Annotated in this window: 11 protein-coding genes; 9 read left to right on the top strand and 2 right to left on the bottom strand. The window is 69.9% G+C overall.

The annotated features are described in order from the left end of the window. Positions 1–98 precede the first annotated feature (98 nt). Positions 99–2,129, top strand: coding sequence for a beta-galactosidase (locus FLW16_RS15880; protein ID WP_142560794.1), 2,031 nt, complete (start codon positions 99–101; stop codon positions 2,127–2,129). On the opposite strand, the gene FLW16_RS15885 is transcribed toward FLW16_RS15880, so the two are convergent. Continuing rightward, the gene (locus FLW16_RS15885) at positions 2,077–3,165 is read right to left on the bottom strand and encodes a LacI family DNA-binding transcriptional regulator (protein ID WP_142560795.1); all 1,089 of its coding nucleotides are present in this window, start codon (positions 3,163–3,165) and stop codon (positions 2,077–2,079) included. The genes FLW16_RS15880 and FLW16_RS15885 overlap by 53 nt on opposite strands. 291 nt (positions 3,166–3,456) lie before the next feature. Between FLW16_RS15885 and FLW16_RS15890 the strand changes: the two genes are divergently transcribed. The 8 genes from FLW16_RS15890 (at position 3,457) to FLW16_RS15925 (ending at position 13,189) form a co-directional block, all read left to right on the top strand. Then, positions 3,457–4,449 (top strand): sugar ABC transporter permease, encoded by a 993-nt coding sequence (locus tag FLW16_RS15890; protein ID WP_142560796.1) that lies wholly within the window; start codon positions 3,457–3,459, stop codon positions 4,447–4,449. Continuing rightward, positions 4,446–5,318 (top strand): carbohydrate ABC transporter permease, encoded by an 873-nt coding sequence (locus FLW16_RS15895; protein ID WP_221891104.1) that lies wholly within the window; start codon positions 4,446–4,448, stop codon positions 5,316–5,318. The genes FLW16_RS15890 and FLW16_RS15895 overlap by 4 nt, the downstream gene beginning before the upstream one ends. Positions 5,319–5,394: 76 nt before the next feature. Then, positions 5,395–7,053: an extracellular solute-binding protein gene (locus FLW16_RS15900; protein WP_142560798.1), complete on the top strand. Its 1,659-nt coding sequence runs from the start codon at positions 5,395–5,397 to the stop codon at positions 7,051–7,053. Positions 7,054–7,123: 70 nt separating this feature from the next. After that, positions 7,124–8,662 carry a GH39 family glycosyl hydrolase gene (locus tag FLW16_RS15905; protein ID WP_142560799.1) on the top strand — a complete coding sequence of 513 codons (1,539 nt, stop codon included), beginning with the start codon at positions 7,124–7,126 and terminating at the stop codon, positions 8,660–8,662. Next, positions 8,659–9,378 carry a hypothetical protein gene (locus tag FLW16_RS15910; RefSeq protein ID WP_142560800.1) on the top strand — a complete coding sequence of 240 codons (720 nt, stop codon included), beginning with the start codon at positions 8,659–8,661 and terminating at the stop codon, positions 9,376–9,378. The genes FLW16_RS15905 and FLW16_RS15910 overlap by 4 nt, the downstream gene beginning before the upstream one ends. Further along, on the top strand, positions 9,365–11,407 hold the full coding sequence (locus FLW16_RS15915) for an alpha-glucuronidase (protein ID WP_260615302.1): 2,043 nt from the start codon (positions 9,365–9,367) through the stop codon (positions 11,405–11,407). The genes FLW16_RS15910 and FLW16_RS15915 overlap by 14 nt, the downstream gene beginning before the upstream one ends. A 20-nt stretch (positions 11,408–11,427) precedes the next feature. Next, on the top strand, positions 11,428–12,654 hold the full coding sequence (locus FLW16_RS15920; protein WP_260615303.1) for an SGNH/GDSL hydrolase family protein: 1,227 nt from the start codon (positions 11,428–11,430) through the stop codon (positions 12,652–12,654). Positions 12,655–12,733: 79 nt separating this feature from the next. Further along, positions 12,734–13,189: a GNAT family N-acetyltransferase gene (locus FLW16_RS15925; RefSeq protein ID WP_142560802.1), complete on the top strand. Its 456-nt coding sequence runs from the start codon at positions 12,734–12,736 to the stop codon at positions 13,187–13,189. Positions 13,190–13,197: 8 nt separating this feature from the next. Here FLW16_RS15925 and FLW16_RS15930 read toward each other — a convergent pair whose 3' ends face one another. Next, a complete protein-coding gene (locus FLW16_RS15930) occupies positions 13,198–13,665 on the bottom strand; it encodes a MarR family winged helix-turn-helix transcriptional regulator (RefSeq protein ID WP_260615304.1) in 468 nt (155 codons plus the stop codon). Positions 13,666–13,874: the final 209 nt, after the last annotated feature.

The raw sequence follows: 13,874 nt of genomic DNA on the forward strand, positions 1-13,874 counted from the left end.
CGGCCACGGGGTGACCCCGGATGATCCGGGGTCGCCGGGGCAGGCCGGCGGGCCGATCGCGGACGGGGACGCGACGACCTCTCAGCCGGGAGTGACGGATGACAGACGCTCGCATGCGCGCACTCATGGACCGCCTCGGCGGCCTGGCGTACGGCGGGGACTACAACCCCGAGCAGTGGGACCCGGGCGTGTGGCGGGAGGACGTCCGGCTCATGCGCGAGGCGGGGGTGAACCTCGTGTCGCTCGGCGTCTTCGCGTGGGCCTCGCTCGAACCGGAGCCCGGCACGTACGAGTTCGGCTGGTTCGACGAGGTCATGGACCTGCTCCACGAGAACGGCGTCGCGGTCAACCTGGCCACCCCCACGGCCGCGCCGCCCGCCTGGCTGACCCACCGGCACCCCGAGGTCCTCCCGGTGATGGCCGACGGCGAGCGGTTCGGCTTCGGCAACCGCCTGCACTACGATCCCTCGTCCCCGATCTACCGCGAGCACGCGGCGAACATCACCAGGCGGCTCGCGGAGCGGTACTCCTTCCATCCCGCCCTGGCCATGTGGCACATCAGCAACGAGTACGGCCCCACGGCCTACAACGAGGCCGCCTCGGCCGGCTTCCGCCGCTGGCTCAAGCGCAGGTACGGCGACCTGGAGACCCTCAACGAGGCGTGGACCACCCGGTTCTGGGGGCAGGTCTACACCGGCTGGGACCAGGTCGAGGCGCCGAGCGTCCCCCGCACCTGGATGAACCCCAGCCGCATCCTGGACTTCAAGCGCTTCACCTCGGACGCCCTGCTGGAGTGCTTCGTCGCCGAGCGCGACATCGTTCGCTCCTTCCGCGACGACATCCCGATCGTCACCAACTTCATGCGCTTCTACCGCAACGCCGACTACTGGCGCTGGGCCCCCGAGGAGGACGCGGCGGCCCTGGACATCTACCCCGACCCCGCCGACCCCGATTCGCACGTGTCGTCGGCCTTCCAGTTCGACCTGTTCAGGTCGCTCAAGGGCGGGCGTCCGTGGCTGCTGATGGAGCAGGCCGCCAGCGCGGTCAGCCAGTGGAGGCTCAACGTCGTCAAGGAGCCCGGCCGGATGCGGCTCGGCTCGCTCCAGGCGGTCTCCCGAGGGGCCGACTCGGTGATGTTCTTCCAGTGGCGGGCCGGCCGGGGCGGGCACGAACGCTTCCACTCGGCGATGCTGCCGCACTCCGGCCCGCGGTCGCGCACCTTCCGCGAGGTCGCCGAGCTCGGCCGCGAGGTCGGGCTGCTGTCACCCGTGGCGGGAACGACCGCGCGGGCCGAGGTCGCCGTCCTGTTCGACTGGAACGGCTGGTGGGGGCTGGAGGAGCTGTGGGGCCTGCCCCGCAACGACTTCAGCTACGTGGACACCGTCATGCGGCACTACCGGCCGCTGTGGGAGCACCACTACGCGGTCGACGTCGTGTCCACCCGGAGCGACCTGTCGCCGTACAAGGTGCTGGTCGTGCCCAACGCGTACCTCGTCGACGACGAGGGCGTCGCCGCCGTCACCGAGTTCGCCCGCGGCGGCGGAACGGTCGTCATGTCCTTCTTCTCCGGGGTGGTGGACGCGTGCAACCGCGTCCGTCCGGACGGCTACCCGGGCGCGTTCCGCCGCCTCATCGGCGCGAAGATCGACGAATACTGGCCGGCGCGACCCGGCGAGCGGTTCACGGTCGAGTTCGCCGACGGGCGCACGGCGACGTCCGACTGGTGGCGCGAGGACATCCACCTCGAAACCGGGACGGCACTGGCGACCTACGCGGACGGGCTGCTCACGGGACGCGCAGCGGTCGTCGCCAACGACTTCGGAGCCGGCCGGGTCGTCTACTTCGCCACCCTCCTGGAACAGGACGCGTTCGACCGGGTGCTGATCGGCGAGCTGAAAGCGGCGGGCGTGGAGAACCGCTTCGACGGCCTCCCCGCTTACCTGGAGTGCACGGTCCGCGAGGACGAGCGGCACGAATACCTGTTCCTCCTCAACCACGACGCGCAGACGCCCGTCGCCGTCCCGGTGGAGGGCGGGGGTACGGACCTCCTCACCGGCCTCCCGGCGTCGGAGGAGGTCACCGTCCCTCCCCTCGGCGTGGCGGTCGTCCGCCGGGCGCGGCAGGCGTGACCGCGGCGCGGCTCGGCGGCGGCGCCGTGCTCTCGCGGACCACGAGCTCGTTGGCGAGGTCGATCCGGCTCGTGGCAGGCTCCACGCCCCGGGCCAGGTCGAGCAGCATCTGGGTCGCGACCGTCGCCATGTCGCACAGCGGCTGGCCCACCGTGGTCAGGGCGGGCTCGACCCAGCCGGCGACGGGCACGTTGTCGTAGCCGACCACCGACAGGTCTCCGGGAACGTCGAGGCCGAGCCGCCGGGCAGCGCGCAGGACGCCGAGCGCCTGCAGGTCCGACCCGGCGAAGATCGCGCTCGGCCGGTCCGGGCGCGACAGGAGGTCCATGGCGTGCTTGTATCCGGCGTCGACGTAGAAGTTGCCGTACCTGACGAGGCCGGGGTCGAAGGTGAGCCCCGCCTCGTCGTGGGCGACCCGGAAGCCGGCGACCCGTGCCCTGCTGCACATCACGTCCTTCGGGCCGGAGACGACCGCGATGCGGCGGTGGCCCAGCTCCAGGAGATGACGGGTGGCGAGCAGACCGCCGTCCCAGTTGTTCGAGCCGACCACGGGCACGGACTCGGCGATCTCGCCGTCGGTGTCGACGACGACGAACGGGACCTGCGCCCGCCGCAGCTTCTGCTGCTGCGACTGAGACGGACTGGACATGACGAACAGCACGCCGAGGGGCCGATGGTCGAGCACACCGTCCAGCCACTCCTCTGGTGGCCGGTGCGCCCCCTTCAGCTGGGACAGGACGACCTCGATCCGCGCGGCGGCGGCGACGGCGTCGACCCCTCGGATGATCTCCATCGACCACATGGAGTTCAACTCGTGGAAGACGAGGTCGATCTGCCCCTTGAGCGTGCGCCGCTTCGAACGGCGGCGGTACTGGTGCCGTGCGAGGCCGGCCTCGACGCGTTCCCGCGTGTCGGGCGCGACGTCGGGCCGGCCGTTGAGGACCTTGGAGACCGTGGTCACCGAGACGCCGAGCTCTTCGGCGATGGTCGCGATCGTGGCGGGGCGTGGATCGCGGGCGGGGGAGGGGCTCGTCATCTGTCCGCTCGTCGTTTCTCCGAAAGTTTCGCGAAACTCTACCACCGGAAAGCGCAGAGATACATCGAGATCCTGGCGGTATTGGGATGCGTTCGGGCAGAATGTCATTGGTTGACTGCCCTCTTGACGCACCCATGTCCGGGTCCTATATTTCCGCAATATTAACGAGAACTTTCGAAACTTTCGGTTCGCGCTGCCGTGCCACTTTTCGGGACGGAGTGCGCGAAGCCGCCCCTATCGGCGGCCGCACGCGCCGCCATGGATCCGTTCCGATGGCACCGGAGGCACGGGATGAGTACCACCAGGGCGATCGACGCGTCGCCGGACACCGGGGGTCCCCGGCGGGCGAGGCCCGATCCCGCCCGTGCGCGGCGCCCGCCGCGCCGCACCTGGCGCCAGGCGCTGCGCCGTGACTGGCAGCTCTACTCGCTGGCGATCCTTCCGCTGCTGTTCTTCGTGATCTTCCGGTATCTGCCGATGATCGGGAACGTCATCGCCTTCCGGAAGTTCCAGCCCGGCGGCAGCGTGCTCGGCGAGGAATGGGTCGGCCTGCGCTACGTGAAGATGTTCCTGAACGACCCGTCGTTCTGGCAGGTGTTCACCAACACCGTGGTCATCGGCGCGCTGACCCTGCTGTTCTGCTTCCCGACGCCGATCGTGCTCGCCCTGCTGATAAACGAGCTGCGCGGCCGGAAGATCAAGCGGTTCGTCCAGTCGGTGTCCTACCTGCCGCACTTCCTGTCGATGGTGATCGTGGCCGGGCTGGTCATGGAGATGCTGTCGGTGGACGGACCGGTCAACCAGCTCCTGCGCGCGGCCGGCAACGAGCCCGTCGCGTTCCTGCAGGAGGCGGGGTGGTTCCGGACGATCTACGTCTCCTCCGAGATGTGGCAGACGGTCGGCTGGGGGACGATCATCTACCTCGCCGCGCTCACGACCATCGACGAGCAGTTGTACGAGGCGGCCAGGATCGACGGCGCGAGCCGCTGGCGCCAGATCTGGCACGTGACCCTCCCCGGCATCCGGCCGACCGCGATGACCCTGCTGATCCTCAACATCGGCACGTTCATGGCCGTGGGCTTCGAGAAGATCCTGCTGCTCTACAACCCGCTGACGTATCCCACCGCCGATGTCATCTCCACGTACCTCTACCGGATGGGCATCGTCTCCAACAGCTTCAGCTACGCCGCGGCGATCGGCCTGTTCGAGGCGGTGATCGGGCTGGCCCTGGTCATGTCGGCGAACCTGATCTCCCGGCGCACGGTGGGGACGAGCCTGTGGTGACCGTCGACAGGACCCGGGGCTACCGGGTGTTCCGGGTCGTCAACACGATCATCCTGACCGCCGTCGTGGTCGTGACCCTGTACCCCTTCGTCAACATCGTCGCCCGGTCGCTCAGCGACGAGTTCGCCATCCGCGCCGGCAAGGTCAACCTCGTTCCCGTCGGCTTCACCTTCCGCACGTACGAGTTCGTGGCCTCCGACCCGACGTTCTGGACCAACTATCGCAACACGGTGGTCTACACGGTCGTCGCCACGGCCATCGCGATGGTCATGACCACGTGCTACGCGTACGTGCTGTCGAAGAAGCACCTGAAGGGCCGGACGTTCCTCATCGGGATCGCGGTCTTCACGATGTTCTTCACCGGCGGGCTCATCCCCAACTACATCCTCATCTCCAGCCTCGGGCTGAAGGACAGCATCTGGGCCATCGTGCTGCCGAACGCGATCAGCGTTTTCAACCTCCTGGTGATGAAGGCGTTCTTCGAAGGCCTGCCGGTCGAGCTGGAGGAGGCCGCGGCGATCGACGGCATGAGCACCTACGGCATCCTGTTCCGGATCGTGCTGCCGCTGTCGAAGGCGGTCCTCGCGACGATGGTGCTGTTCTACGCCGTGTCGTTCTGGAACTCGTGGTTCGCGGCCTTCCTCTACATGAGCCAGAACGACCTGTTCCCGGTGACCGTCTACCTGCGCAACCTCATCGCCGGCGCCACCACGGGCACGTCCGTCGGCGCCGACGCCACCGACATGACCGTGGCCACCAACATCAAGTCCGTGACGATGGTGCTCACGGTCATCCCGATCCTGGTGGTCTACCCCTTCGTCCAGCGGTACTTCGTCAAGGGCGTCATGCTCGGCGCGGTGAAGGGATAACACGCCGGGCCTCTCATCACGCATTCGCTCAGCCCGTTTCCCCAGCTCATTTCACCAGGGAAAGGACCCCCCTTTCATGCATGAGATCAACCGGCGTCAGGCGATGGTCGCCGTTGGAGCCTTCCTGGCGCTCGCCGCGTGCAGCACCGACGGCGACTCCGGCGCCAAGAAGAGCGGTGACGACTTCGCGGCGAACCGGGACGGCGCGATGGCCGACTACGGCACCGGCAAGCCGTTCAAGGCCGCTGCTCCGCTCACGTTCAGCATCCTCTACAACAACCACCCGTTCTATCCGATCAAGAACGACTGGCTGTTCTGGTCGGAGCTGACCAAGCGGACCAACGTGACGCTGCAGCCGAACGTGGTGCCGCTGAGCGACTACGAGAACAAGCGCAGCCTGATGATCGGCGCGGGCGACGCCCCCATGATCATTCCGAAGACCTATCCCGGCCAGGAGACCCCCTTCGTCGCCTCGGGCAGCGTCCTGCCGGTCAGCGACTATCTCGACCTGATGCCGAACTTCAAGGAGAAGATCGCCAAGTGGAACCTCCAGCCCGACCTTGACACGCTCCGGCAGGCGGACGGCCGTTTCTACCTGCTTCCCGGCCTCCACGAGGACTACTGGACGGACTACACGCTCGTGGTGCGCAGCGACATCCTCGACAAGCTCGGGCTGGAGATCCCGCAGACCTGGGACGACGTGCACAACATGCTCAAGGCGATGAAGGAGGAGTATCCCGACTCCTATCCCTACTCGGACCGATGGGGCATCCCCACGCCGGGCGGCGCCATGCTGAACCAGGTCTTCGGCCTGGGCAGCGGCGCACGCGGCGGCTGGGGCTTCACGACCGGCATCACGTGGGATCGCAACGCGCAGAAGTTCGCCTTCACCGGCGCCATGGACCAGTACAAGCAGATGCTGCAGTTCCTCCACACGCTGGTCGAGGAGAAGCTGCTCGACCCGGAGAGCTTCACGCAGCAGGACGACCAGGCGATCCAGAAGCTGGCGTCCGGCAAGTCCTTCGTGATCAGCGGCAACGCCCAGACGCTGGTGAACGAGTATCGCCCGCCGCTGGAGAAGGCCAACCCGAAGGCGAAGCTCATCAAGATCCCGGTGCCCATCGGGCCCCAGGGGCCGGTCAAGGCCGACGCCAACGACAGCCGGCTGGAGAACGGCATCATGATCTCCAAGAAGGCCCGCGACAGCAAGAACTTCGTCGCGATGATGCAGTTCATCGACTGGCTCTGGTACTCCGACGAGGGCCAGGTGTTCGCCAAGTGGGGCGTCGAGGGGACCACCTACACCAAGGACGCCTCCGGCAAGTATCAGCTGGCGAAGGACGTGGACTTCGTCGGCCTCAACGCCGGCGCGCCCAAGCACCTGCAGAAGGACTTCGGCTTCTCCAACGGCGTGTTCGCCTACGGCGGCAGCACCGAACTGCTCCAGTCGACCTTCTCCGAGGAGGAGATCGAGTGGCAGAAGACGATGAACGCCAGGCAGGCGCTGCCGCCGCACCCGCCGAGCCCGCTCAGCGACGAGGAGCGCGAGCAGGCCGCGCTGTGGCAGACCCCGCTGAAGGACCACGCCACCCAGAACACGCTCGAGTTCATCCTCGGCAAGCGGAGCTTCGACGAGTGGGACGCCTACGTCAAGGAACTCGAGGCGAAGAACATGACGTCCTACGTCAACCTCGTCAACGGCGCGTACGAGCGCTACAAGAAGGAGCACGGCTGACCGGCCCGTGCCGGCCGTGCCCGACCCACGGCCGGCGCGTGCTGTTCCGAACGGCGAGCGAAGGACGATGATGCCCGGCCCTGCCCCCGATGTTCATGAGACCCCGAGCCGGCTGACGGACGCCTGGCGGTTCTGCGTCGGCACCGGCCGCTTCGACCTGGCCCTGCGCCGGGACTACCAGGAGTCGCTGGCACTGGTCCAGCGGGAGATCGGCTTCCGGCACATCCGGGGGCACGGGCTGCTGAGCGACGGGGTGGGCGTCCACCGGCCGTACGAGCACCGGGGGACCCGGCACGTGCGGCACGCGTTCACCTACGTGGACCAGGTGATCGACGCCTACCTCGACCTCGGGATCAAGCCGTTCGTCGAGCTGGGCTTCATGCCCTCCGGGCTCGCGTCCGGCGAGCACACAGTGTTCTGGTGGAAGGGCAACATCACCCCGCCCCGCGACTGGCAGGAGTGGGCCGCGCTGGTGCGGGCCACGGTGACGCACCTGGTCGACCGGTACGGGCTCGACGAGGTGCGCACCTGGCCGATCGAGGTGTGGAACGAGCCCAATCTCAAGGAGTTCTGGCTCGACGCGGACCAGGACGCCTACCACCGCCTGTACGAGGTGACCGCGAACACCGTCAAGGACGTGGACGCCTCGCTCCAGGTGGGCGGGCCGGCCATCTCTCCCGGCTCCGACGACTGGCTGGTGCGCTTCGCCGACTTCGTCGCCGGACGGTCCCTGCCGATCGACTTCGTCAGCCGGCACGCCTACACCTCCGGCCCGGCCCGGCACGTGCCGTTCGGCGTGCACCAGACGCTGGCCCCGCCGTCGCGGCTGCTGGAGCAGTTCGCCACGCCCCGGCGGCAGCTCAGGGGCGGTCCGCTGGCGGATCTGCCCGTGCACATCACCGAGTTCAACTCCTCCTACCGCCCCGACAATCCGATCCACGACACGGCCTTCCACGCCGCGTACCTCGCGCCGGTGCTCGCCGCCGGGGGAGACCTGGTGGACTCCTTCTCCTACTGGACCTTCAGCGACGTGTTCGAGGAGGTGGGGGTGCCCACGTCGCTGTTCCACGGCGGCTTCGGGCTGCTGACCCACCGTCAGATCAAGAAGCCGACCTATCACCTGTACGCCTTCATGGCCCGGATGGGCGAGGAGATCCTGGCGCGCGGGCCGGACCATCTGGTCACCCGGGACCACACCGGCCGGGTCACCGCGCTGGTCTGGGCGCCGGTGGACGTCACCGGCGGCCCGCCGGTCGACGGGCACACCGTGCGGCTGTCGGTCCCGGTCACGTCCCCGTCCGGCCGGGCCTTCCTGCTGCGCTCGTCGGTGAGCGAGGAGAAGGGCAACGCCTGGAGGGCGTGGTGCGAGATGGGCCGCCCGGCCTCGCCCCGGCCCCGGCAGCTCGAGGCGCTGCGCGAGGCGGCGGAGCCGGTCCGCGGCCATCGCGGCCTGCCGGTCGAGGGCGGAAGGGTCGTCCTGGACGTCACCCTCGACCGCCACGAGGTCACCCTGCTGGAGATCACGCCCGTGGTCGACGAGACCCCGCCCTGGGCGGACAGGTGGGACGACCGCCGTCTGCTCGGCCTGGATGAGGAGGCTGCGCCATGACCGAGACGACGATCCGGCGGTTCGGCCAGGGACCGCTCTCGCGCGCCTCCGCGCTGGTCTACACCCTGCTCGTGGTCGAGCTGATGGTCCTGGTCACCACCGTGCCCGGTTTGATCGGGCTCGTCCTGCTCGACCACGACGCCGCCAACGTCCCGCTGGCGGCGGCCTGCGCGCTCCCGGCCGGCCCGGCGCTGTCGGCCGCCCTGTACGCGTTGCACCACCGCAGGCTCGACCTGACGGATCTCCACCCGGCGACGGCGTTCTGGCGCGGCTACCGGATGAACGTGCGCGGGGTGGTGAAGCTCTGGATCCCGTGGCTGGCGTGGCTGACCGTCGTCGGATCGACGCTCGCGAACTTCGGCGCGGCGGGCGTCCCGGGGTGGTGGGCGATCCTGCTGGTCCTCATCGCGCTGGCGGCGGCCCTCTGGGGCGCGAACGCCCTCGTGATCACATCGCTGTTCGCGTTCCGGGCGAGGGACGTCGCCCGCCTGGCCGCCTACTTCCTCTTCTCCTCGCCCCGGGTCGCGCTGGCCGACGCCTGCCTGCTCGTCGTCGCGGCCGGCGTGACGCTGGTCGCCTCCGAGGCCGCGCTGACGCTGCTCGCCTCGGTGTTCGCGGCGGCGCTGCTGCTGAACAGCCGGCCGCTGATCGCCGAGGTCACGAAGAGGTTCACCGTGCAGGGCGATTCCCCGGAGGGGCCTCGTGACGATTCCTGACCCTGTCCACCCGGCGTGGCTGCCGCCGGAGGCGTTCCGCGCGATCGGCTCGCGCCGCACGCTCGTGCTCGGTGACGGGCTCCTCGCCGGGACCGCGCACGACGAGGTGGCGGAGGCCTGTGCCCGGCACGGCGGACGCGTGGGCCGCGGCGCAGAAGACGGGCCGTACGACCTCGTGCTCGCGCTCACCACGGCGGGACCGCTGCCGGGCGTCGCGGGCGAGGTCCGTCCCGACTCCGCGATCGGCGCCGAGGGCTACCTGCTCGCGCGGCGCGACGGCGTCACGGTGGTGCTCGCCGACGATCCCGCCGGGCTGCTCTACGGACTGTTCCATGTCATGCGGCTCGGTGAGCGGGCGTTCGCCGGCGAGCGGCAGGCCGAGCATCATCGGCCCGCGATGCGGCGGCGCATGCTCGACCACTGGGACAACGTCGACGTCCATCCGGTGATGGGCCAGGTCGAACGCGGCTACGCGGGCGGGTCGATCTTCTGGCGCGACGGCGCGCCGCGCGGCGACCTCGCCCGGGTGCGGGCCTACGGACGGCTGCTGGCCGCGTGCGGCGTGAACGCGATCTCCGTGAACAACGTGAACGTGCGCGCCACCGAGGCCCACCTGCTGACGGACCGGCTCGGCGACGTCGCCGCGCTCGCGGACGTGTTGCGGCCGTACGGGATCAGGGTCCACCTGTCGGTGAACTTCGCCTCGCCCGTCGTCCTCGGAGGGCTGGCGAGCGCCGACCCGCTGGACGAGGGCGTGCGGAAGTGGTGGGCGACCGTCACCGAGCGGGTGTACGACGCGATCCCCGACTTCGGCGGCTACGTCGTGAAGGCCGACTCCGAGGGGGAGCCCGGCCCGTTCGCGTACGGGCGCGACCACGCCGACGGCGCGAACCTGCTGGCCGAGGCGCTGGAGCCGTTCGGCGGGGTCGTCCACTGGCGCGCCTTCGTGTACAACCACCGGCAGGACTGGCGCGACCGGACGACTGACCGGGCCCGCGCCGCGTACGACCACTTCGCCCCGCTGGACGGGCGGTTCCGCGACAACGTGATCCTGCAGGTCAAGCACGGCCCGGTGGACTTCCAGGCGCGAGAGCCGGTGTCGCCGGTGATCGCGGCCATGCCCGCCACCCGCCTGGCCGTGGAGCTGCAGGTGACGCAGGAGTACACCGGCCAGCAGCGGCACATCTGCTACCTCCCCCCGATGTGGCGCGAGGTGCTCGGCTTCCGCCCCTGGGGACCGGACGGAACCGCCGTGGCCGACGTCGCCGGGGGAGCCTCGGGTGACGGCGGTGGGCTCGTCGGGGTCTCCAACGTGGGCGACGACCCCTACTGGACCGGCCACCCGCTCGCCCAGGCCAACCTGTACGCCTTCGGCCGGCTCGCCTGGGCGCCGTGGACGGACCCGGCGGCGATCCTCGACGAGTGGATCGACCTCACCTTCACGCCGACGGCGACGGGGGAGACCGAGCGGCTGAGGCGCACCCTGCACGCGATCATGGACGGCTCCTGGCGCACCTACGAGCGGTACACCGCGCCGCTGGGCGTCGGATTCATGGTCCGTCCCGGCCACCACTACGGGCCCGACGTGGACGGGTACGAGTACACGCCGTGGGGCACCTATCACTTCGCCGACCGGGACGGCGTCGGCGTGGACCGCACCCGCGCGACCGGGACCGGCTTCACCGGCCAGTATCCGCCGCCGTGGTCGGAGGTGTACGAGTCGCTCGACCGGTGCCCCGACGAACTGCTGCTGTTCTTCCACCACGTCCCGTACGGGCACGTGCTGCACAGCGGGTCGACCGTCGTCCAGCACATCTACGACACCCATTTCGCGGGCGCCGAGGAGGCGATCGAGGCCAGACGGCGATGGGAGGAGGCCGCCGGACTGTTCGACCCGTCCCTGCACGCCCGGGTGAAAGAGCTCCTCGACGAGCAGGTCCGCTGCGCGGAGGAGTGGCGTGACCAGGTCAACGCCTACTTCTTCCGCAAGTCGGGCGTGCCCGACGTCCGCGGCCGGCGCATCCCGTGACGGCACCGGAACGCCACGCCGTGCCGAAGGAAGACGGGCACTGGGTCGCCACCTGGACGGCGATGCCGCAGCTGACGGAGCCGGACAACATGCCGCCTTCACCGTTCGCCCGGGACGGCCTCGTTCTCGCCGATGCGACGCTGCGGCAGACGGTCCGGGTCTCGGTGGGCGGGCGGCGGATGCGGCTGAGGGTGTCGAACGCCTTCGGCGGCGCGGCGCTGCCCGTCACGAAGGTGACCGTGGCGCTGCCGGCCGGGGGGCGGGCGGGGGTGAGCGCGGTCCGGCCGGGGACGGTGCGGCCGGTGACCTTCCACGGCCGCCCGTCGACGACGATCCCCGCAGGGGCGCAGGTGGTCTCCGATCCGCTGGACGTCGAGCCGGAGCCCGGGTCGAACCTGACGGTGACCGTCTATCTGGCCGAAGGGCAGCGCTCGGCGAGCATCACCTCGCATCCGGGCTCGCGGACCACCTCCTACCTGCTGCCCGGCGACCACGCCGACGCCGAGGACCTGCCCGGCGCGACCGCGGTGGACCACTGGTACTTCCTCAGCGGGGTGGAGGTGTGGGCCGATCCCTCGGCCGCCGCGGTGGCGGTGGTGGGCGACTCGCTGTCCGACGGCCGGGGCTCGACCACCAACGGCAACGACCGCTGGCCCGACCGGTTGCTCGACCGCCTGCGGTCCCGGCACGGCATGGACGGCGTTGCGGTGGTCAACCAGGCGGCCGGCGGCAACCGGGTGCTCAACGACGGCCTGGGCCCCAACGTGCTGGCCCGGCTGGACCGCGACGTGCTCGCGCACAGCGGCGTGGCGTGGCTGGTCCTGTTCGAGGGGGTCAACGACATCGGCACCGCCGAGGCGACCCCGGCCGCGCAGAAGCAGGTGACCGACGACCTGGTCTTCGCCTACGACCAGATCGTCACGCGGGCGCACGCCCGCGGCATCCGCGTGTACGGGGCGACGCTGACGCCGTTCGGCGGCAACGCCTCCTACGACGACGCGCAGGGCTACCGGGAGGCGGCCCGGCAGGCGGTCAACCAGTGGATCCGCGCCGGCCGCCGGTTCGACGCCGTGATCGACTTCGACCGTGCCGCCCGCGACCCGGCCGACCCCCGCCGGCTGCTCGCCGCGTACGACGTGGGCGACCACCTGCACCTGAACCCGGCGGGATACCAGGCCCTGGCCGACGCCGTACCCGCCCGCCTGTTCCGGCGGGAGCCGCTGCCCCCGGGCTTCGGATTCGCCTGACGCGACGGCGGCTAGAGTGGCGTCCTGCTGGGGTTCCCCACGCACCGATTCACCGAGCACCGATGGATGAACAAGCGCGATGAGAATCGTCGAGGACGACCTGTCCGGCCCGCAGATCGCCGAGTTCCTGCGGGAACACGTGCGGGAGATGCGGGCCATCACGCCGCTGGAGAGCAAGCACGCCCTCGACCTCGACGGCCTGCGCACGCCCGAGGTCACGTTCTGGTCGGTGCTGGACGGCGACACCGTCGTGGGCTGCGGCGCGCTCAAGAGGCTCGACCCGGCGCACGCCGAGCTGAAGTCGATGCGCACCGCTGCGGCGCGCAAGCGCAGCGGGATCGCGTCCCTGCTGCTGGAGCACATCATCGCCGAGGCCAGGCGGATGGGCTTCACCCGGCTGAGCCTGGAGACCGGCTCAGCCGACTTCTTCCTGCCCGCCAGAAGGCTGTACGAGAAGTTCGGGTTCGGCTACTGCGAACCCTTCGCCGACTACCGGCCCGATCCGCACAGTGTGTTCATGACCAGGCTGCTCTGACGACTTCGTCAGTACGCGTCGGGACGTAGGGCCCGGGCGCACACGGTGAGGCCCTCTCTGAGGGTCTCCCGCGTCGTGTCGTCGACCTTCGCGAGCATGACCGCCTCGATGTCGTCGAGCGAGCTGTCGCATCGCCGCAGCACGGTCACCCCCTCGGGAGTGAGGCGGGCGCACAGTGTGCGGCCGCCGTCCGGGTGCGGGTCGCGGCGGATCAGGCGGCGCCGTTCCAGGTCGCGGATGACGAGGTTCATCGCCTGCGGCGTGACGAAGGCGATGCGGGCCAGCTCCGCCGACGACACGCCGTCACGCGTGCGCAGTTCGCTGAGCGCCATGTACTCGGTCGTGGTGACGCCGTGCCGGGCGAGCGTGTCGTCCAGGCGGGCGCGGATGCGGCGCTCCAGGCGGAACACCAGGTAGCTCAGGCGTGCCGCGGAGGCGGCCGGCTGGGCGGCGGGACGGGGGCGGCGGGCGGTCACCGGACGACGATACCGCGCGATCTTCAAGATGTAAGTTTCGCAGATCCCTATCAAGTCACTTGATAGCAAGTACCTTGATATGCAGCGGAAACACCTATTCGATCGCCGGGGCCCTCGCGACCGTGTCTTGACCGCAGGCCGACGCCGTCTCTATACCGGCTGACGTCACGACTTCCGAGCGGACGGCGATTCCGGAACGTGTGCGGAAA

The sequence above is a fragment of the Microbispora sp. KK1-11 genome (assembly GCF_006874435.1).
GTDB lineage: Bacteria > Actinomycetota > Actinomycetes > Streptosporangiales > Streptosporangiaceae > Microbispora > Microbispora catharanthi.